Source organism: Arthrobacter sp. YA7-1, from assembly GCF_025960325.1.
GTDB classification, from domain to species: Bacteria; Actinomycetota; Actinomycetes; order Actinomycetales; family Micrococcaceae; genus Arthrobacter; species Arthrobacter bambusae_A.
On sequence record NZ_CP110114.1, the window covers coordinates 959,408 to 979,170 of the forward strand.

The window sequence follows — 19,763 nt, forward strand, 5'->3', positions numbered from 1 at the left end:
TTAGTTCCTTGCCGAAGTGGCCTCGGGCTGGCTTTCCAGGCTTTCCAGACTGTCGGGAACCGGCCCGTCCGCCCCCGGAACCGCGCCGTGCCGGTAGAACTCGGCGGCGATCGGCGCGAGGGGTTCGCGGCCCTGAATCAAGTCCGCGGCTTTCTCGGCCAGCATCATGACCGGCGCATAGATGTTGCCGTTGGTCACGTACGGCATTGCCGAAGCGTCAGCCACCCGCAGCCCCGAGATGCCATGCACCCTCATGCTGAGCGGGTCTACCACCGCCATGGGATCGGTGGCCGGGCCCATCTTGGCTGTGCAGGAAGGGTGCAAGGCGGTTTCTGCGTCGCGGGCTACCCAGTCGAGGATTTCCTCGTCGGTCTGGACTGCTGGACCGGGGGAGAGCTCACCGCCATTGAATGGCGCCATGGCGGACTGCTCCAGGATGTTCCGGGAAATCCGGATGGCTTCGACCCACTCGCGCCGGTCCTGGTCCGTGGAAAGGTAGTTGAACTTCATGGACGGGTGGACGGTTGGATCCGTGGAGGTGATCTTCAGGCTGCCACGGGCGTCGGAATACATGGGCCCGATGTGCACTTGGTAGCCATGCTTGGCGTCGGCCTTCTGGCCGTCGTAGCGGACGGCCACCGGCAGGAAGTGGAACATCAGGTTCGGGTAGGCGACGTCCTCGTTGGAGCGCACAAAGCCGCCCCCTTCGAAGTGGTTGGTGGCCGCGGGCCCCTTGCGCCCGAACAGCCACTGCAGGCCGATCCACGGATAACGCCACAGGCTCAGGCTTGGCTGCATGGACACCGGCTGGGTGCAGGCATGCTGGATGTAGACCTCCAGATGGTCCTGCAGGTTTTCGCCCACACCGGGGAGGTCAACCACGGGCCTGATCCCGAGCGATTTGAGGTGCGTGGCGTCCCCGACGCCGGACAACTGCAGCAGCTGCGGGGTGTTGATGGCTCCTCCGCACAGGACGACTTCCTGGGCGTCCACGCTGTGCTGCTTGCCGTTGCGTCGGTAGCTGACGCCCGTGGCCCTGACCTCGGACGTTCCAATGCCGTCGAAGTTGATTTTCGAGACGAGGGCCCGTGTCCTTACCGTGAGGTTGGGCCGGTCCAGGTGCGGCCGCAAGTAGGCGCGCGACGCGGAGAGCCGCTGGCCCTTGTGCACATTGCGGTCGAAGGGACCGAAGCCCTCCTGCCGGTACCCGTTGACATCGCTGGTCCGTGCGAATCCGGCTTCTTGGGCGGCGCGGAAGAAAGCCTGGAAGAGGGGATTGCGCGCAGGGCCGCGTTCAAGGACGAGCGGTCCGTTGTGTCCCCGCAGTTCATCGTCGGGATCCGCGGCGAGGGCGGTCTCCATGCGGTTGAAGTAGGGGAGGCAGTGAGCGAAATCCCAGGTCTCCATCCCGGCGTCGGCTCCCCAGCGTTCGTAGTCCAACGGGTTGCCGCGCTGGAAGATCATGCCGTTGATGGAGCTGGATCCCCCCAGCACCTTGCCGCGGGTGTGGGCGATCCGGCGTCCGTGCATGTGCGGCTCGGGGTCGGATTGGTAGCGCCAGTCGTAGAACCTGTTCCCGCTGGGGAACGTGAGCGCTGCCGGCATCTGGATGAACAGGTCCCAGGGGTAGTCGCTCCGGCCGGCCTCCAGGACCAGGACGGTCTTGGTGCGGTCTGCGCTGAGCCTGTCCGCCAGCACCGATCCGGCGCTGCCCCCACCCACAATGACGTAGTCGAACTTTTCGTTGGCCATTAGTTGAACTCCTTTGAAGTGATCCCCATTGCTTGTGTCCGGTAGCCAGGAGGGCGTTAGCCCCGCAGTTTTTCCATGGTCGGATCCACGAGGGGATCGGCGGAGATGGTGGCCGGGATCCGCTTGCCGAAGTATTCGATCTCGACGGCGTCACCCTCGCCCGCTTCTGCGGGCAGCCAAGCGTAGGCGATGGGCTTCCGGACCGTGTAGCCGTAGGCGGCGCTCGTGACGTATCCGGACGGTTCGCCGCGGTAGTAAACGGGTTCCTTGCCCAACACCACGGACGTGCCGTCGTCGACCGTCAAGCAGCGCAGGCGGCGGTTGACGGGCAGTTCGCGGCGGGCTTTGAGGGCCTCGGCGCCGATGTATCCTTCCTTGTCCTTGCTCACGGAGAAGCCAAGTCCCGATTGGTAGGGTTCGTGCTCCGGGGTCATGTCGGTACCCCACAGCCGGTAGCCCTTCTCCAGGCGCAGGCTGTTGAACGCGCCGCGGCCAGCCGCGATGATGCCCTGCTCCTGGCCCGCCGCGAACAGCAGGTCCCAGAGCCTTTGGCCGTTTTCCGCCGTCGTGTACAGCTCCCAGCCCAATTCGCCTACGTAGGACAGCCGCATCGCTGTGACAGGAATCCCGCCGATCCGGACCTTCTTGGTGCGGAAGTACTTCAGTCCGTCGTTGCTGAAATCGTCGTCGCTCACCTTGGCGATGACGTCGCGGGCGAGCGGCCCCCAGAGCCCTACGCAACACGTGGAACCGGTGATATCGCGGATCTGGACCCACTGGCTGACGTCCTCGGCGGTCTGCTTACGGGCTTCGGTGGTGAAGTAGTCGAAGTCGATGTTGCCGTTCGCGCCCACCTGGAACGTGGTCTCATCCAGCCGGGCAACCGTAATGTCGCTGCGGATGCCGCCGTCGTCGTTGAGGAGCAGGCAGTACGTCACCGCACCCGGCTTCTTGTCGACCTTCCCGGCGCTGAGGCGCTGCAAGAGGGTGACGGCGCCCGGCCCGGAAACCTCCAGCCGCTTGAGCGGCGTCATGTCATAGAGCGCGACGGCGGTCCGCGTCTTCCACGCTTCGGCGGCGGAAATAGGGGAGTGGAACATGGCGGCCCATGAGTCGCGGTCAGGCGCACGCCATTCTTCCGGGAGCACTTCGAGCAAACCGCGGTTGGCCTCGAACCAGTGCGGGCGCTCCCAGCCGTGGGCTTCGAGGAAAAACGCCCCGAGCTCCTTCTGCCGGGCATTGAACGGGCTCAAGCGCAGCTCGCGCGGAGAGACCCTCGGTTGCAGCGGGTGCAGGACGTCGTAGATCTCCACGAAGTTCTGCTGGGAGGTTTCGCTGACGTAGCTCTCCGCGGTCTGGATTTCTTCGAAGCGGGAGACCTCGCATTCGTGGAGCGGGATGCGGGACTGGCCCTCGATGAGGCGCTCGGCCAGGGCTCGGGCCACGCCGGCGGAGTGCGTCACCCAGACGGCCTCGGCCACGAAGAATCCGTCAACGTCCTTAGACTCGCCGACGAGTGGACCACCGTCGGGGGTGAACGAGAAGATCCCGTTGAAGCCATCGGCAATCCGGGCACCCGCGAGGGCAGGAAGGAGTTCCTTGGAGTCTTCCCAGCACGGCAGGAAGTCTTCTTCGGTGAACGGCAGGCGGGACGGCATCCGGTGCTCGGACATGTCAGCCGCAGTAACCTCGGGCAGTTCCCGGAGGTCCACGGGCATGGGCCTGTGGGCGTAGGAGCCGATGCCCATCCGATCCCCGTGCTCGCGGTAGTAGAGGTCCTTGTCCTGGTGGCGAAGGATGGGCATCCATGCGCCGTTGGCGGGGTCAATCAGCCGTGAGGCATCGTTCCGGCCCACGAGCTCGGGCACGGAGGTGGTCTTGACGTACTGGTGGGCGAGCGGGAGGAGCGGCACGGACATGCCCACCATGGCGCCGATCCTGGGACCCCAGAACCCGGCGCAGGAAACCACGATGTCTGCCGGGATCACGCCGTCGGGCGTTTCGACGCCGGTGACCTTGCCTCCGGCCTGTTCAATGCCGGTCACGGGAGTGGAACCGCGGAACGTGACCCCTGCGGCGCTCGCCTTGGCGATGAGCAGGCCAACGGCGCGGGCCGCGGAAGCCAAACCGTCGGAGGGGACATAGAGTCCGCCGAGCACCTTTTCCTGGTCGAGCAGCGGGTAGTGCTTGGCGCACTCGTCCGGATCGATGAGCCGGCCTTCCACACCCCACGACGCCGCGTAGCCCAGCTTGCGTTTGAGGTCCTCCAGACGCTCCGGAGTGGTGGCCACCTCAAGGCCGCCCACCTGGTTGAAGCAGGAGACGCCGGATTCGCTGAGCGAGAGCAGCTTGTCCACGGTGTAGGACGCGAATTGGGTCATGGCCTTGGAAGCATTGGTCTGGAACACGAGGCCGGGGGCGTGCGAGGTTGAGCCGCCCGCCAACGCCAACGGGCCCTGCTCGACAACTGTGATGTTGGTCCAGCCGCGGGTGGACAGTTCATCCGCAAGATTGGCGCCGACGATGCCGGCTCCGATGATGACGACACGGGGTGATGTGGACATGCGGGAAGCTCCTGAATTAAGAGGTGTGGAAGTTTGGGGCTCGCCGGACCCTAGACGTGGCCGTCGATGGTCAACCCAGGTGGAAGGTTCGGGGCGTCCTCGGATTCTTTGACCATGATCTGGCCATCCACCACCAGGACTTCGTGGACCCTGATGGGCAATTTTGCGGGAGGCGCGTCGGCGGCTCCCGTGCGCAGGTTGAACTTTGAAGCATGGAGAGGGCACTCTACCCAGCAGTCCTCCACCCAGCCGTCGGCGAGCGAGGCGTCTTGGTGGGTGCAGGTGTCGTCGAGGGCAAAGAGTTCGCCCTCTTCGGTGTGAAACACGGCAATGGGCGGAGACGTTTCGAGTCGAATCGCGTCCCCCGGAGCCAACGAGCTAAGCGGGCAAGCACTGTGCATCTCACGAACCTTCTTTCACCGGGCTGGTCGAAACCTGTGGGGCGGTTGTCTCATGATCAACGCTGATCACAATACGCAACAGAGTGATCGACCTCACATAGGCTTGTCAAGGGGTTGAATTTCCTGCGCAGATTCCTTGACATGCGATGTGAAGTCGGTCACGCTGTTTCGCATAATGAAGTGTGTTGCGTATGGCGCAATAAAATTTTCGAACGGCTCGGCGAGGAGGAAGCCATGGAGACATTGGCGATCGTGGGCGCATCATTGGCGGGTCTTTCCGCCGCCCGCGCTGCCCGGGCGCAGGGCTTTTCCGGCCGGCTGCTCATCATTGGCGATGAGCAGCAGCGGCCCTATGACCGCCCGCCCCTGTCCAAGGAGTTCCTGGCAGGAAAAATCGGTATCAAGCACGTCATGTTGGAAGCCGGGGAGGCGGATTCAGATGACCCGCTCCAGGCCGAATGGCTGCTGGGCTCGCCGGCGCGAAGCTTTGACGCCGCCACCAGGACCATCACGCTAGGCGACGGACGCGCCGTGGTGGCTGACGGCGTCGTGATTGCCACGGGAGCCTCAGCCCGCACGCTGCCCGAACTCGCGGGCCTAGCCAATGTCTTTACCTTGCGGACTCTCCAAGACGCACAGGATCTGGCCCCGGAGCTCGTTGCGGGCGGCCGCCTGCTGGTTGTAGGCGCCGGCTTTATCGGCGCGGAAGTCGCGTCAACAGCCAAGGGCCTGGGAATGGACGTAACTGTCATCTGCAAGAGCAAAGTGCCTCTGAGCGCTCCGCTCGGTCCGGAGATGGCTGCCGTCATGGCCACACTCCATGGGATGAATGGTGTGGAGCTGGTTTGTGACACGGGAATCGACTCGTATTACAGCTACGAAGGAAATGTGACCGGCGTCCGGCTGAGCGATGGACAGTACCGTTCCGCCGATGTCGTACTCCTTGGTATCGGTGCGGTGCCCAACGTCGGGTGGCTGTCCGGTTCGGGCGTGGAGCTCGACGACGGGGTCACATGCGATCCGATGGGACGGACCAACGTTCCCGGCGTGGTTGCCGTGGGAGACTGCGCGGCCTGGTTCGACCCACGCAGCGGGCGGCACCAACGGGTGGAGCATTGGAGCGGCGCCCAGGAACGTGCCGCCCTGGCCGTGGCCGGACTCTTGGATCACTCAGCCGCGCCTCTTCCGCTCAACTTGCCGTACTTCTGGTCTGACCAATACGGAGTGACGCTCCAGTTCGCCGGCCATGCGCAGGACGCAGAGCGTGTCGAGATCGAGGCGGGGCAGCTCGAGGACCACAGCTTCCTTGCCGTGTACTACCGGGGCGGGGAAGCGGTGGGCGTTCTGGGTGTGAACCAGCCGCGCCTGTTCACCCGTTGGCGCCGGCAACTCAACGCCCGCAACGCCCCGCCCGTCCTGACAACCCCATGAACATCCCAAGCCCCACTGCTTCATCACTGAATAGGAGTCGGAATGACCACTGAAGTTGTTTCCCCCAGCCTGATCCCCACTCTCCCCGGCCACACGTATGTCAGTGAAGACATCTTCCGCGCCGAGCAAGAGCACATCTTTGAACAAATGTGGTTCTGTGCAGTGCGGACCGCGGACCTGGAAAAGGCCGGTTCGTTCAAAACGGTGCAGATCGGCCGCGAGAGCGTGCTCATCAACCGAACCCGCAAAGGGGAAATCCGCGCGTTCTACAACATCTGCCGGCACCGTGGCGTGAAGCTGTGCATGGAGGAGTCCGGTGAAGCCAACCGCTCGTTCCAGTGCCCGTACCACGCCTGGACCTACGATCTCGAGGGAAAGCTCATCGCGGCCCCCAACCTCACCAAGATGCCGGATATCGACCGCAACGAATACGGACTGGTCAAGGTCCACGTCCGCGAGTACATGGGCTACGTCTGGGTCTGCCTTGCGGATGAACCACCGTCGTTCGAGGAAGACGTCATGGGTGCGATCGAGGAGCGCCTCGGTGACCTGCGTGCTGTTGACGACTACGACATCGCGAACCTGAGCCTTGGCCGGCGCATCAAGTATGACGTCAAGGCCAACTGGAAGCTCATCATCGAAAACTTCATGGAGTGCTACCACTGCGCCACGATCCACCCCGAACTCACCGAAGTCCTGCCCGAGTTCGCCGATGGCCTGGCGGCGCAGTATTTTGTGGGCCACGGCGCCGAGTTCGGCGACGACATCAAGGGCTTCACGATTGACGGTTCCGAGGGCCTGGACCGAATCCCGGGAGTGGGCGATGAACAGGACCGCCGGTACTACGCAGTGACCATCAAGCCGAATGTCTTCGTCAACCTGGTTCCGGACCATGTCATCATCCACCGCATGTTCCCGCTGGCCGCCGATCACACGATCGTCGAATGCGATTGGCTGTACCTGCCCAGCGTGGTGGAATCCGGCAAGGACGTGAGCGCTTCGGTGGAGCTCTTCCACCGGGTCAACGAGCAGGACTTCGACGCCTGCGAACGCTGCCAGCCAGCCATGGGTTCCAAGATCTACGCCAAGGGTGGCGTCCTGGTACCGAGCGAGCACCACATTGAGGCGTTCCACAGCTGGGTCACCAGCAAGATCGCTGACGTCCCTGCCGACAGCTAGCCTGAGGAATGTCCGTCGATGTAACGAGCTACCGGAACCTAGGAAAAGGAACACAGCCAATGGTTTACAAAGTAAGGGCGGTCATCGCCAAGGAAAAGAACGCTCCGGTCTCCCTGGAGACCATCCTGGTGCCGGAGCCCGGTCCGGGCGAAGCGCTGGTGGACATCCTCACCTGCGGCGTGTGCCACACCGACCTGCACTACAAGCAGGGCGGCATTACCGATGATTTCCCCATCCTGCTCGGCCACGAGGCCACGGGTGTAGTCAGCGCCGTAGGGCCGGACGTCACCGAAGTAGCGCCGGGGGACCGCGTGATTCTGAACTGGCGTGCCGTGTGCGGGGAATGCCGGGCCTGCGCCAAGGGCCAGCCGCAGTACTGCTTCAAGACGCACAATGCCACCCAGAAGATGACCCTGGAGGACGGCACTGAACTTACACCGGCCTTGGGGATCGGCGCCTTCGCAGAGAAGACCCTCGTGGCCGCCGGGCAGTGCACCAAAGTGGACGACGACGTCGATCCCGCCGCCGTCGGGCTGCTCGGCTGCGGTGTGATGGCAGGAATCGGCGCCGCCATCAACACCGGGGAGGTCAAGCGGGGCGAGTCCGTGGCCGTCATCGGCTGCGGCGGCGTCGGCATCGCTGCCATCGCCGGGGCAAGGCTCGCCGGCGCCACGACGATCATCGCCGTGGACATCGACGCCAACAAAATCGAGATGGCCAAGTCCCTGGGAGCCACGCACGGTGTCAACTCCAGACAGGAAGACCCCATCGAGGCTATCCGGGCGCTGACCGGCGGGAACGGTGCCGACGTGGTGATCGACGCCGTCGGACGCCCGGAGACCTACAAGCAGGCCTTCTACGCGCGCGACCTTGCCGGCCGCGTGGTACTGGTCGGCGTCCCGACGCCGGGCATGTTGCTCGAACTGCCCCTGCCGGATGTCTTTGGCCGCGGCGGTTCGCTGAAGTCCTCCTGGTACGGGGACTGCCTGCCTTCCCGCGATTTCCCGATGCTCGTGGCGCACTACAAGCAAGGCAACCTCGACCTGGACGCGTTCGTGTCCGAACGGATCACCATCGACCAGGTGGAAGAAGCGTTCGCCAAGATGCACGAAGGCAAAGTGCTCCGCTCGGTCGTGGAAATCGCATGAGCGTCACCATCGAAAACCTCGTCACCTCGGGCACGTTTTCGCTCGACGGCGGCACATGGGACGTGGACAACAACGTTTGGATCGTCGGCAACGACGATGAATGCGTCATCATCGACTGTCCGCACGATGCGTCGGCAATCATCGACCAGGTCCGTGGCCGGAAGGTGCGGGCCATCCTGCTCACCCATGCGCACAACGACCACATCGGAGCGGCGCTCGACGTGGCGAACGCCGTGAACGCCCCGATCCACCTGCACCCCGCGGACATGGTTCTGTGGGAGCAGGTGTATCCGGACGCCGGCCCGGACCGTCACATTGCGGACGGTGACGTCTTCGAGGTGGCGGGCACGGCCCTGCAAGCCATCCACACGCCGGGCCATTCGCCGGGTTCCACGTGCTTCTACCTGGAAAGCGAAGGCACCGTCTTCACGGGCGACACCCTCTTCAACGGCGGCCCGGGAGCCACCGGCAGGTCCCACAGCGACCACCCGACCATCCTGGCCTCGATCAGGGAGCGCCTCCTGACGCTTCCGGCGGAAACCGTGGTCCGGACCGGCCATGGCGGGGACACCACCGTCAAAGCGGAGAAGGAAAACCTCGCTTAGGCGGCGCGGGATCGCCGGGTTCGGCGGTTTCTACGCGCCGCTGGCTGCGGTGTAACCCATCTTGACGCTGATTGAATACCCGGCCTGCTTGAGCGCATCGAGCAGGCCGGGTATTTTTTCCGGCTCGAAACGGAAAGCCGGGCCGGAAAGGCTGATGGCTCCGATCACGGTGCCGCTGTGGTTGCGGATCGGAACGGCGACGGCGTTGAGTCCGCGCTCGAGTTCTTCATACGTGGCGGCGTATCCGGCCTCCGCAATGACCGGCATTTGCTGCTCCAGCGCGTCGCGGTCTGTGATGGTCTGTGGCGTGTATCGCGCCTGGCCGGCTTCCCTGAGAACTCGGTCCCGGGTGGCAGGCGGCAGGGCGGCAAGCATGACCTTGCCGCTGGACGTGGCGTGGAGCGGGGTGAGCCCGCCGATCCAGTCCTGGGTGCCAAGCGTGTTGGGGCCAATGGCCTGGTCCACATTGACCGCGAAATTCGACCGCAGCACGGCCAGGTTGGCAGTCTCAGCGAACTTCTCCGCCAGGGCTTCGAGATCTTCGCGGGCCTCCCTGACCAAGCTGAGGCGGGCCGGAATGGCGCTGGCCAAACGCAGGATGTTGAAACCGAGTTGGTATTTTCCGCGCTCGTGATTCTGCTGGACCATGCCACGGGCGTCCAGGGCGCTCAGCAGTCGCGACGCCGTCGACTTGTGGACGCCCATTTCCTCCGCGATCTCACTCACGCCGGCATCTCCGTTGCGGGCGATGATCTCAAGCACAGTGATGGCCCGGTCCACGGACTGCACACCTGCGTGCTGCCCGGCGGCGGGATCGGTATCGGGGTCGTTGGCAATGCTTGCATCAGCGTCCATGTGGTTCATCGTCTCAAACGCGGTCAAATGGGCAGCCTCTCCTGGCTGCGTGTCCTGGGATGTTGCCAGCCGTGCCGGTCATCATGGATAGCTGGTTATAGGATCGGTCGATATGGCACTGCGACTTGTTCAGGTGAATTTCAAGGCACGCGATGACGCGGTCCTCGGGCGGTTTTGGGCGGAGGCCCTCGGCTGGGAAGTTTCCAGCGAAGGACCCGGCATGAGCAATGTTGAACCAGTGGGCTTCGCCGGGCCGGACCCCACAGCCGTGTGCGTCGATGTCGTCACCGTCCCGGACCCCGAAAATGTAAGGTACCGCGCGCACCTCGATCTCGCCACCACCTCTGCGACCCATCAGTCGGAGCTGGTGGCGCGGCTGGTGAAGCTAGGTGCGACCCCCGGAGACATCGGTCAGGGCGATGTGCCTTGGACGGTCCTGGCCGACCCGGAGGGCAACCTGTTCTGTGTGCTGGAGCCTCGGCCGATCTACGGGGACACCGGGCCGATCGCCGCAGTGGTGGTCAATTGCGCGGATCCGCGGGCCATGGCCCGGTTCTGGAACGGCGCGATGGACTGGACCCTGCACGAAGTGACCGACGATTTTGCGAGGCTGCGCTCGGCGAAGGGTGTCGGGCCGTACCTGGAGTTCGTCCGGACAGCCGCCGCGGATGCCGTGTCCGGCCGTGTCCATCTCGACCTGAGGCCGTACCGCGGCGATGATCAAGCGGCAGAGGTGGCCCGGCTGCGGGAACTGGGCGCCACGGACGCCGACGTCGGCCAAGGCGATGTGCCATGGGTGTGCCTCGCCGACACGGAGGGCAACGAGTTCTGCGTCCTCACCCCCGGCTGACGCCGCGATCGCCTAAGCCGTTCCTTCTTGGGCCCCGCCGTGCCACACTTGATGGACTATCGAGTGACTGGGGGGATCCGGGTCAGGAGATTGGTATGCGAGTTCTGATGCACCCCCGCACCTCGGGCCGCCGAGTGATGGCGAGCCAGCCATGATCATCGGTTGGGCTTACTTCATGGCCGGAGTAATGACGGTTGATGGACTTCTGCTGGGCTTGCTGCTGCTGAACGTGAAGTGGCCCAAACACTGGAAGAGGAACGGCTAGCGGCAGCGGTTTCCCGCGGGCCTAGAGCACCTTGCGGATCGTCTGTTCGAAACTCACCACGTGATGCAAGGCGAGCGCCGCCGCCCGCTCCTCGTCGCCGTCGGCGATGGCGGTGAGCAACTCGGCGTGTTCCGCGACGTGGCCAGTCACGGATGGCATCTTGTCCAGCATGTGGCACCAAATGCGGGTTGCGAGGTTGTCGTAGCGGATCAGCACGTCCTCGAGGTGCGGATTGGCCGCGGCCTTGTAGATGAGCCGGTGCACCTGGATGTCGTAGCGCATGAGTTCCTGCTGGCCGGCGTCGTGTGCTTCCAAGCCGCTGATGGCTGCGGCGACCTCGCGCAGTTCTTCCCGCAGCTTAGGGCTGGCCATGCGGGCGGCCCGCCGTGAGGCCAGGGGCTCAAGCAGCTCCCGGATTTCGGAGACGTCGGCGAGTTGGGTGATGTCGACGCCCGTGGCGAAGGTTCCGCGGCGGGGATACGACACCACGAGGTGGTCGCTTTCGAGCCGCTTGATGGCCTCGCGCACCGGGGTCCGTCCGATGCCGAGTTCGGCTGCAATCTGACCGTCGTTGATGGGGTCTCCGGGTTTGATGTCCAGCATGATGAGCCGGTCGCGCAGGAGCAGGTAGGCGTTTTCCGCCAAGGACGTTCCTTGCGTGCCTGTGTCCAGTGCCTCCAGTGCAGTGCTCATGTGTCCTCTCCCGTTGTCACAATTCCAAGTCTGGCGGATCAGTTGCTGCCGGGCTGTTGACGGTTGTGTGATCTTCAACATACTATGGCAACAGTTCTAATATATCAGTTGCTGATTAGTCAGTAAATATAAGTATCTCAAAAGGAGAACATGATGGTTGAACCGCTGATCCGCCCGCTCGCCCTGGCGGACCCGGAGGTTGAACAGGCGATCGCCCAGGAACTCATCCGCCAGCAATCCACGCTGGAAATGATCGCCTCCGAAAACTTCGCCCCTGCAGCCGTCATGCAGGCACAGGGCTCGGTCCTGACCAACAAGTACGCGGAAGGCTACCCGGGCAAGCGCTATTACGGTGGCTGCGAGCACGTGGACGTCATCGAGCAACTGGCTATCGACCGCGTCAAGGCCCTCTTCGGCGCCGAAGCCGCAAATGTCCAGCCGCACTCCGGCGCCCAGGCCAATGCCGCAGCCATGTTCGCGCTCCTCGAGCCGGGGGACACCATCATGGGCCTGGATCTCGCACACGGTGGCCACCTGACCCACGGCATGCGTATCAACTTCTCGGGCAAGCTGTACAACGTCATCCCGTACCACGTCAGCGAATCCGATCTCCGGGTGGATATGGCGGAAGTGGAAGCCCTGGCCCTGGAACACCGCCCCAAGCTGATCGTGGCCGGCTGGTCCGCGTACTCGCGCCACTTGGATTTCGCCGAATTCCGCCGAATCGCCGACCTCGTGGGCGCCTACCTCATGGTGGACATGGCCCACTTTGCCGGACTCGTCGCGGCCGGACTGCACCCCAATCCCGTGCCGTATGCCGACGTCGTGACCACCACCACCCACAAGACCCTCGGCGGTCCCCGCGGCGGAGTGATCCTGTCGAAGGAACAATACGCACGCAAGATCAACAGCGCAGTTTTCCCCGGCCAGCAGGGCGGTCCGCTGGAACACGTGATCGCGGCCAAGGCTGTCGCGTTCAAGATGGCGGCCGAGCCCGAGTTCCAGGAACGCCAGGTGCGGGTATTGGAAGGCGCCAAGCTCCTTGCCGAACGGCTCCTGAAGGACGACGTCGCCGCGGCAGGGATCTCGGTGGTCAACGGAGGCACCGACGTCCACCTCGTCCTGGTTGACCTGCGCCACTCGGAACTGGACGGCCAGCAGGCCGAGGACACCTTGCACCGCATCGGCATCACCGTGAACCGCAACGCCGTCCCGTTCGACCCCCGGCCGCCGATGGTTTCCTCGGGCCTCCGGATCGGCACCCCGGCACTCGCCGCCCGCGGCTTCGGCGCCAAGGAATTCGCCGAGGTCGCGGACATCATCGCGACGGCGCTGATCACCGCCGCAACAAGCGGCACCCTGGGTGACCACACCGCCGTCGAACTCCGCGCGAGGGTGACCGCGCTCGCCGAACAATTCCCGCTATACCCCCACCTTTCCCGGACCGGCAGCAACGACGCCGCTGCCACCGAACGTGAGGCAGAAATGATTGGAGCAGCCCAGTGAGCGCAGACCAACTTCCCGAACACCCGGATTTCCTGTGGCGCAACCCGGAGCCCAAGGCTTCCTACGACGCAGTGATCGTGGGCGGTGGCGGCCACGGCCTCGCCACCGCGTACTTCCTGGCCAAGAACCACGGCATGACCAACATCGCCGTCCTGGAGAAGGGCTGGCTGGCCGGCGGCAACATGGCCCGCAACACCACCATCATCCGTTCCAATTACCTGTGGGACGAGAGCGCCGCCATCTACGAGCACGCCCTCAAGCTCTGGGAGATCCTGCCCGAGGAACTTGAGTACGATTTCCTCTTCAGCCAGCGCGGCGTCATGAACCTCGCCCACACCTTGGGCGACGTCCGCGAAAGCGTCCGCCGTGTCGGTGCGAACAAGCTCAACGGGGTCGACGCCGAATGGCTGGACCCGCAGCAAGTCAAGGAACTCTGCCCCATCCTGAACATCAGCGACAACATCCGCTATCCGGTGATGGGCGCCACGTACCAGCCCCGGGCGGGCATCGCGAAGCACGACCACGTCGCCTGGGCCTTCGCCCGCAAGTGCGACGAGCTCGGCGTGGACATCATCCAGAACTGCGAAGTAACGGGCTTCCTGAAGGATGGCAACCGCGTGGTGGGGGTCAAGACCAACCAGGGAACCATCCACACCGAAAAGGTTGGACTCGCCGCGGCCGGCCACAGTTCCGTCCTCGCCGAAATGGCCGGGTTCCGCCTCCCGATCCAATCCCACCCCCTCCAGGCGTTGGTGTCGGAGCTGCACGAACCCGTCCACCCCACAGTGGTCATGTCCAACCACGTGCATGTCTATGTTTCCCAGGCACACAAGGGCGAACTGGTCATGGGCGCCGGCGTCGACTCCTACAACGGCTACGGCCAGCGCGGCTCCTTCCATGTGATCGAGCACCAGATGGCTGCCGCCGTCGAACTCTTCCCCATCTTCGCCCGGGCCCACGTGCTCCGGACCTGGGGTGGAATCGTGGATACCACCATGGACGCCTCGCCGATCGTCGGACTCTCGCCGGTGGAGAACATGTTCGTCAATTGCGGCTGGGGAACCGGTGGCTTCAAGGGCACTCCGGCTGCCGGCCTGACCTTCGCCCACACCATCGCCACGGGTACCCCGCACGAGCTCAACAAGCCTTTTTCGCTGGAGCGCTTCGAGACCGGTGCCCTGATCGACGAACACGGCGCCGCCGCCGTCGCCCACTAGCCGCAGCCCTTTAGGAGACCAACCATGCTGCTTATCAGCTGCCCCAATTGCGGGCCACGAGACGAAACAGAATTCCACTACGGCGGCCAGGCCCACGTCGCCTATCCGGAAAACCCGGACGCTCTGACCGACCGCCAGTGGGCCGAGTATTTGTTCTACCGCGACAACACGAAAGGCGCTTTCGCAGAACGCTGGGTGCACAGCACCGGTTGCCGCCAATGGTTCAACATGCTCCGCGACACCGTCAGTTACGACATCCAGGCGATCTACAGAATGGGCGAACCGCGCCCTGACCTGGAACGCCCCGTCGTGAACAACCCAGCCGCCACCACTCCGGAAGGAGCAACGAAGTGACCCCGCAGAACGCCCGCCTCGCCACCGGCGGCCGCATCGACCGCAGCATCTCCTGGCGTTTTACCGTGGATGGCCAGGAATTCACCGGCCACCCGGGAGACACCGTTGCCTCCGCACTGCTGGCCAACGGCCGCATCAACGCAGGCAACTCGCTCTACGAGGACCGGGCCCGGGGCATCATGTCCGCCGGCGTGGAAGAATCCAACGCCTTGGTCAAGGTGGCTGCCCGCTTCCCGGGCCATGTCGCCGAGTCGATGCTTCCCGCGACCACCGTCTCCCTCGTGGACGGGCTCAACGTTGAGTTCCTTAACGGCCTCGGCAAGCTCGATCCCAACGAGGACCGCGCCGAGTACGACAAGAAATACGTCCACACCGACGTCCTGGTGGTCGGCGGCGGCGTTTCCGGCCTCGCGGCGGCCCGCGAAGCGGTCCGGACCGGCGCCCGGGTCATCCTGATCGATGACCAGCCCGAACTCGGCGGCTCGCAGCTTTCCGGCTCCACCGCCCCGGAACTCGCCGAGGTGATCGAAGGCAAGCAGGCCCTGGAATGGATCGCCGACGTCGAGGCCGAACTCGTTTCCGCCGCCGAATGCACCGTCCTCAACCGCACCACGGCGTTCGGCTCCTATGACGCGAACTATGTGATCGCGGCACAGAACCGTACGGACCACCTCGGCAGCCCGGCCGCGGACGGCGTCTCCCGGCAGCGTATTTGGCACATCCGTGCCAAGCAGGTGGTCCTGGCCCCCGGCGCGCACGAGCGTCCGCTCGTCTTCGAGAACAACGACCGGCCCGGCATCATGCTGGCCTCGGCGGTCCGCAGCTACCTCAACCGCTACGCAGTCGCCGCCGGGCGGCGGGTCGTCATAGGCACCACCAACGATTCGGCCTACTTGCTTGCTGCGGATCTGCTCGCCGCTGGCGTCAAGGTTGCCGCCGTCGTCGACGCCCGGCCGAAGCTCAGCGACAAGGCCGCGGCCGCCGTCGAGAGCGGCATCCGCGTCCTCGTCGGCAGCGCCGTCGCAGATACCTCCGCCGCGGCGGAGGACGGCCGGATCGACGGCGTCACCATCCGCAGCCTCAACGACGACGGCGAAGTCACCTCGGGCGTCGAACGGCTCGCTTGCGATCTGCTGGCGGTTTCCGGTGGCTGGAGTCCCGTAGTCCACCTCCACAGCCAGCGCCAGGGCAAGGTGCGTTGGGACGATGACCTGGCCGGCTTCGTGCCGAGCTCCGTCGTCAAGGACCAACACGTGATCGGCGCCGGACGCGGAAGCTACGGGCTCGCGGACTGCCTGGGCGAAGGCGTATCCGCGGGCGCCGCGGCCGCCATCGCCGCGGGGTTCAGCTCCGAGACGATGCCCGCCGAGATCAAGGCGCCGGTTGCCTCCGCCCCCACCCGCCAGTTGTGGCTGGTGCCGGGGCAGAGCGGAAACGCGGGGGAGTGGCACCACCACTTCGTCGACTTCCAGCGCGACCAGTCTGTGGCCGACGTGCTCCGTTCCACCGGGGCCGGCATGCGCTCGGTGGAACACATCAAGCGGTACACCTCCATCAGCACCGCCAACGACCAAGGCAAGACGTCCGGCGTCAACGCCATCGGCGTGATCGCCGCGGCACTCAAGCAGGCCGGCGAAGCATCCCGCGGCATCGGTGACATCGGAACCACGACCTACCGGGCACCGTTCACGCCGGTCGCCTTCGCGGCCTTGGCGGGACGCCAGCGCGGCGAGCTGTTCGATCCCGCCCGCGTCACCTCCATCCACCCCTGGCATGTTGCCCAGGGAGCGCTCTTCGAGGACGTCGGCCAGTGGAAGCGCCCGTGGTACTACCCGCAAGCGGGCGAAGACATGGACGCCGCCGTGCTCCGCGAATGCGCCGCAGTCCGCGAATCCGTGGGCTTCATGGACGCCACCACCCTCGGCAAGATCGAGATCCGCGGCAAGGAGGCCGGTGAATTCCTGAACCGCATCTACACCAACGCGTTCAAGAAGCTTGCCCCCGGTTCCGCCCGCTACGGGGTCATGTGCACCCCGGACGGCATGATCTTCGACGACGGCGTGACCCTGCGCCTCGACGAGGGCCGCTACTTCATGACCACCACCACCGGCGGTGCCGCCAAGGTCCTCGACTGGCTCGAGGAGTGGCACCAGACCGAGTGGCCGGAGCTCGACGTGGTGTGCACATCGGTGACTGAACAGTGGACGACGATTGCCGTCGTCGGGCCCAAATCCCGTGCGGTGATCGCCAAGGTCGCCCCGCAACTGGCGGCCGACGGCGGGTTGGACGCCGAAGCGTTCCCGTTCATGACGTTCCGCGAGACCACGCTGGCCTCGGGAGTCCAGGCACGGATTTGCCGGATTTCCTTCTCCGGCGAGTTGGCTTACGAAATCAACGTTCCGTCCTGGTACGGGCTCGACACCTGGGAATCCGTCGCCGCCGCAGGTGCCGAGTTCAACATCACCCCCTACGGCACCGAGACCATGCACGTGCTGCGTGCCGAGAAGGGCTACCCGATCGTCGGGCAGGACACCGATGGCACTGTCACCCCGCAGGATGCCGGGATGGAATGGATCGTCTCCAAGGCCAAGGACTTCATCGGCAAACGTTCGTACAGCCGCGAGGACGCGGTCCGCACCGACCGCAAGCACTTGGTCAGCGTCCTCCCGGCGGACGGTTCGTTCCGTCTCCCGGAAGGCACCCAGCTCGTGGAAAAGGGAATTCCGGTCAACCCGGCATACGGCCCGGTGCCGATGCAGGGCTTCGTGACCTCGAGCTACCACAGTGCCGCTTTGGGCCGGTCCTTCGGCCTGGCATTGATCACCAACGGCCGCAACCGGATCGGCGAGACCCTCGCGGCCTCTGTCGGCGACCAGTTGCTGGATGTCGTTGTGGGAGAAACCGTACTTTTCGACGCTGAAGGGACCCGTAAAGATGGCTGAAACAGCAACCCCCGTAAACCCCGAGGCGCTCCGTGCGGCCCGCCGTAGCCCGGCGTCGCACCTCGCTCCGAGCTTCGAAACCGGCTCCGTTTCCGGAACCGTCGCTTTGAAGGAGATCCCGTTCCAGACCATGGTGGGGGTCCGGGTTGCCAGGGAGTCCGACGCCGGAGCCCGGCTCGCGTCCGTGACCGGCGGCTTGCCGGCCGCCTGCGGGGAGATCAGCGGGAACGAAAGGGCCACTACTTTGTGGCTTGGGCCGGACGAATTCCTGGTGGTCGCACCGGAATCGGCCCACGATTCCCTGGGCGGAGACCTTGTCAGGGCACTAGTGGAGGCACTCGGCGAGGACCCGGGCCAAGTGGTGGACTTGTCCGCCAACCGCACCACCTTCGAACTCTCCGGAGTCCGTGCCCGGGACGTCCTTGAAAAGGGGTGCTCGCTGGACTTGCATCCCCGGGCTTTCCGCACCGGGACGGCCCTGGCCACGGAAATCGGCAACATCCCCGCGATGCTGTTGAAGACCGGCGAGACCAGTTTCCGGATCTTCCCACGGGCTTCCTTCGCCGACTTCCTGGGCCGCTGGCTGCTCGATGGCATGAGGGAATTCGCCTCTCCCGAGGTCCCCTGATGGCACTGAGTGTGCTTGACCTGTTTTCCATTGGCATCGGGCCGTCGTCTTCGCACACGGTCGGCCCGATGCGGGCGGCAAAGCGGTTCACCGATGGCCTGGAATCCTCCGGGCAACTCGCGGCAACGGTGCGCGTCCAGGCAGAGCTTTTCGGCTCGCTGGGCGCCACCGGCCGCGGCCACGGCTCCGATAAGGCCGTAGTGCTGGGACTGCAGGGCCAATCGCCGGAAACCGTAGACACGTCTACTGCCGACGACCAGGTTGCCGCGGCCGCCCTCGACGCCGAATTGCGGATAGCCGGACATCACCGCGTGGACTTCAATTGGGACGAAGACGTGGTCCTGCACCGACGCAAGTCCCTCCCTGCCCACCCCAACGGCATGACGTTCCGGGCACTCGACCACGCCGGGGAAGTGCTTCGCGAACGAAGCTTCTATTCAATTGGGGGCGGCTTCGTCGTGGACGGCGACGCCTCGGGAAGCGACAAAGTGGTCGCCGACAGCACTGAGTTGCCCCACCCCTTCACTACCGCGGACGAGCTCCTGGCTATCTGTGCACGGGAGGACATGTCCATTTCCGATGTCATGCTCGCCAACGAGCTCGTGTGGCGCAGCGAAGCCGAACTACGCGAGCGGCTGCTGCAGATCTGGGCCGTCATGCGCGAATGCGTGGACAACGGCTGCGCCGCGGAAGGGATCCTGCCGGGAGGCTTGAACGTGAAGCGGCGGGCGCCGTCGTTGTTCAAGACCCTCACTGCGGACACCGCCGTGAGCGACCCGCTCCGGGCCATGGAATGGGTCAACCTGTTCGCGCTGGCCGTGAACGAAGAAAACGCCGCAGGCGGCCGCATCGTCACGGCACCCACGAACGGGGCAGCCGGCATTGTGCCGGCGGTGCTGCACTACTACACGAAATTCGTGCAGGGAGCCGACGACGACGGCGTGGTCCGCTTCCTGCTCGCGGCGGCTGCCGTCGGGATCCTGTTCAAGATCAACGCGTCCATTTCCGGTGCCGAAGTCGGTTGCCAGGGTGAAGTGGGCTCCGCCTGTTCGATGGCCGCCGCCGGTTTGTGCGAGGTCCTCGGAGGCACTCCCGAGCAAGTGGAGAACGCCGCTGAAGTGGGCATCGAACACAACCTCGGCCTCACCTGCGATCCCGTCGGCGGGCTGGTGCAGATCCCGTGCATCGAACGCAACGCCATCGCCAGCGTGAAGGCCATCAACGCCGCCCGCCTAGCCCTGCACGGCGACGGCAGCCACAAAGTGTCCCTTGATAAAGCCATCAAAACCATGCGAGAGACAGGAGCGGACATGAAAAGCAAGTACAAGGAGACCTCCCGCGGAGGCCTCGCCGTCAACGTAGTGGAGTGCTAG

General features: G+C 64.9%; 16 protein-coding genes. 11 read left to right on the top strand and 5 right to left on the bottom strand.

Annotated features, from left to right (window positions below; all coding sequences use genetic code 11):
* Genes betA through OIT41_RS04555 form a run of 3 tightly spaced genes read right to left on the bottom strand, consistent with a single transcriptional unit; the run spans position 1 to position 4,717 of the window.
* Positions 1–1,752, bottom strand: a complete 1,752-nt coding sequence (gene betA / locus OIT41_RS04545) for a choline dehydrogenase (protein WP_264637469.1) — start codon at positions 1,750–1,752, stop codon at positions 1–3.
* Positions 1,753–1,808: 56 nt separating this feature from the next.
* Entirely contained in the window at positions 1,809–4,316 is a 2,508-nt protein-coding gene (locus OIT41_RS04550) for a GcvT family protein (protein ID WP_241708219.1), read from the bottom strand.
* 50 nt (positions 4,317–4,366) lie between these two features.
* Complete coding sequence (locus tag OIT41_RS04555; RefSeq protein ID WP_241708220.1) at positions 4,367–4,717, bottom strand: bifunctional 3-phenylpropionate/cinnamic acid dioxygenase ferredoxin subunit; 351 nt, start codon at positions 4,715–4,717, stop codon at positions 4,367–4,369.
* A 234-nt stretch (positions 4,718–4,951) separates the two neighbouring features.
* On the opposite strand from OIT41_RS04555, the gene OIT41_RS04560 reads away from it, so the two are divergent.
* Genes OIT41_RS04560 through OIT41_RS04575 form a run of 4 tightly spaced genes read left to right on the top strand, consistent with a single transcriptional unit; the run spans position 4,952 to position 9,080 of the window.
* Entirely contained in the window at positions 4,952–6,148 is a 1,197-nt protein-coding gene (locus tag OIT41_RS04560) for an NAD(P)/FAD-dependent oxidoreductase (RefSeq protein WP_241708221.1), read from the top strand.
* A gap of 42 nt (positions 6,149–6,190) precedes the next feature.
* Positions 6,191–7,327, top strand: coding sequence for an aromatic ring-hydroxylating oxygenase subunit alpha (locus OIT41_RS04565; protein WP_241708222.1), 1,137 nt, complete (start codon positions 6,191–6,193; stop codon positions 7,325–7,327).
* A gap of 59 nt (positions 7,328–7,386) precedes the next feature.
* Positions 7,387–8,475, top strand: a complete 1,089-nt coding sequence (locus OIT41_RS04570) for an S-(hydroxymethyl)mycothiol dehydrogenase (RefSeq protein WP_241708223.1) — start codon at positions 7,387–7,389, stop codon at positions 8,473–8,475.
* Positions 8,472–9,080 (top strand): MBL fold metallo-hydrolase, encoded by a 609-nt coding sequence (locus OIT41_RS04575; protein WP_241708224.1) that lies wholly within the window; start codon positions 8,472–8,474, stop codon positions 9,078–9,080. The genes OIT41_RS04570 and OIT41_RS04575 overlap by 4 nt, the downstream gene beginning before the upstream one ends.
* 30 nt (positions 9,081–9,110) lie before the next feature.
* Here OIT41_RS04575 and OIT41_RS04580 read toward each other — a convergent pair whose 3' ends face one another.
* The gene (locus OIT41_RS04580; RefSeq protein ID WP_241708225.1) at positions 9,111–9,935 is read right to left on the bottom strand and encodes an IclR family transcriptional regulator; all 825 of its coding nucleotides are present in this window, start codon (positions 9,933–9,935) and stop codon (positions 9,111–9,113) included.
* Positions 9,936–10,047: 112 nt separating this feature from the next.
* Between OIT41_RS04580 and OIT41_RS04585 the strand changes: the two genes are divergently transcribed.
* Complete coding sequence (locus OIT41_RS04585) at positions 10,048–10,785, top strand: VOC family protein (RefSeq protein ID WP_241708226.1); 738 nt, start codon at positions 10,048–10,050, stop codon at positions 10,783–10,785.
* Positions 10,786–11,071: 286 nt separating this feature from the next.
* Here OIT41_RS04585 and OIT41_RS04590 read toward each other — a convergent pair whose 3' ends face one another.
* Positions 11,072–11,743, bottom strand: coding sequence for a GntR family transcriptional regulator (locus tag OIT41_RS04590; protein WP_078106198.1), 672 nt, complete (start codon positions 11,741–11,743; stop codon positions 11,072–11,074).
* Between the two features lie 153 nt (positions 11,744–11,896).
* On the opposite strand from OIT41_RS04590, the gene glyA reads away from it, so the two are divergent.
* Genes glyA through OIT41_RS04620 form a run of 6 tightly spaced genes read left to right on the top strand, consistent with a single transcriptional unit; the run spans position 11,897 to position 19,763 of the window.
* Positions 11,897–13,249 carry a serine hydroxymethyltransferase gene (glyA, locus tag OIT41_RS04595; RefSeq protein ID WP_241708242.1) on the top strand — a complete coding sequence of 451 codons (1,353 nt, stop codon included), beginning with the start codon at positions 11,897–11,899 and terminating at the stop codon, positions 13,247–13,249.
* Complete coding sequence (locus OIT41_RS04600) at positions 13,246–14,466, top strand: sarcosine oxidase subunit beta family protein (protein WP_078106196.1); 1,221 nt, start codon at positions 13,246–13,248, stop codon at positions 14,464–14,466. The genes glyA and OIT41_RS04600 overlap by 4 nt, the downstream gene beginning before the upstream one ends.
* Positions 14,467–14,490: 24 nt before the next feature.
* The gene (locus OIT41_RS04605; protein ID WP_372489641.1) at positions 14,491–14,820 is read left to right on the top strand and encodes a sarcosine oxidase subunit delta; all 330 of its coding nucleotides are present in this window, start codon (positions 14,491–14,493) and stop codon (positions 14,818–14,820) included.
* Complete coding sequence (locus tag OIT41_RS04610) at positions 14,817–17,762, top strand: FAD-dependent oxidoreductase (protein WP_241708227.1); 2,946 nt, start codon at positions 14,817–14,819, stop codon at positions 17,760–17,762. The genes OIT41_RS04605 and OIT41_RS04610 overlap by 4 nt, the downstream gene beginning before the upstream one ends.
* Positions 17,755–18,390, top strand: coding sequence for a sarcosine oxidase subunit gamma (locus OIT41_RS04615; protein WP_241708228.1), 636 nt, complete (start codon positions 17,755–17,757; stop codon positions 18,388–18,390). Before OIT41_RS04610 ends, OIT41_RS04615 begins: the two co-directional genes overlap by 8 nt.
* Positions 18,390–19,763: an L-serine ammonia-lyase gene (locus tag OIT41_RS04620; RefSeq protein WP_241708229.1), complete on the top strand. Its 1,374-nt coding sequence runs from the start codon at positions 18,390–18,392 to the stop codon at positions 19,761–19,763. Before OIT41_RS04615 ends, OIT41_RS04620 begins: the two co-directional genes overlap by 1 nt.

Coding starts and splice junctions, on each gene's coding strand:
- OIT41_RS04565 (WP_241708222.1), top strand. CDS start 6,191: ATGACCACTGAAGTTGTTTCCCCCAGCCTGATCCCCACTCTCCCCGGC.
- OIT41_RS04570 (WP_241708223.1), top strand. CDS start 7,387: ATGGTTTACAAAGTAAGGGCGGTCATCGCCAAGGAAAAGAACGCTCCG.
- OIT41_RS04580 (WP_241708225.1), bottom strand. CDS start 9,935: ATGGACGCTGATGCAAGCATTGCCAACGACCCCGATACCGATCCCGCC.
- OIT41_RS04555 (WP_241708220.1), bottom strand. CDS start 4,717: ATGCACAGTGCTTGCCCGCTTAGCTCGTTGGCTCCGGGGGACGCGATT.
- OIT41_RS04605 (WP_372489641.1), top strand. CDS start 14,491: ATGCTGCTTATCAGCTGCCCCAATTGCGGGCCACGAGACGAAACAGAA.
- betA (WP_264637469.1), bottom strand. CDS start 1,752: ATGGCCAACGAAAAGTTCGACTACGTCATTGTGGGTGGGGGCAGCGCC.
- OIT41_RS04585 (WP_241708226.1), top strand. CDS start 10,048: ATGGCACTGCGACTTGTTCAGGTGAATTTCAAGGCACGCGATGACGCG.
- OIT41_RS04620 (WP_241708229.1), top strand. CDS start 18,390: ATGGCACTGAGTGTGCTTGACCTGTTTTCCATTGGCATCGGGCCGTCG.
- OIT41_RS04550 (WP_241708219.1), bottom strand. CDS start 4,316: ATGTCCACATCACCCCGTGTCGTCATCATCGGAGCCGGCATCGTCGGC.
- OIT41_RS04615 (WP_241708228.1), top strand. CDS start 17,755: ATGGCTGAAACAGCAACCCCCGTAAACCCCGAGGCGCTCCGTGCGGCC.
- OIT41_RS04590 (WP_078106198.1), bottom strand. CDS start 11,743: ATGAGCACTGCACTGGAGGCACTGGACACAGGCACGCAAGGAACGTCC.
- glyA (WP_241708242.1), top strand. CDS start 11,897: ATGGTTGAACCGCTGATCCGCCCGCTCGCCCTGGCGGACCCGGAGGTT.
- OIT41_RS04575 (WP_241708224.1), top strand. CDS start 8,472: ATGAGCGTCACCATCGAAAACCTCGTCACCTCGGGCACGTTTTCGCTC.
- OIT41_RS04560 (WP_241708221.1), top strand. CDS start 4,952: ATGGAGACATTGGCGATCGTGGGCGCATCATTGGCGGGTCTTTCCGCC.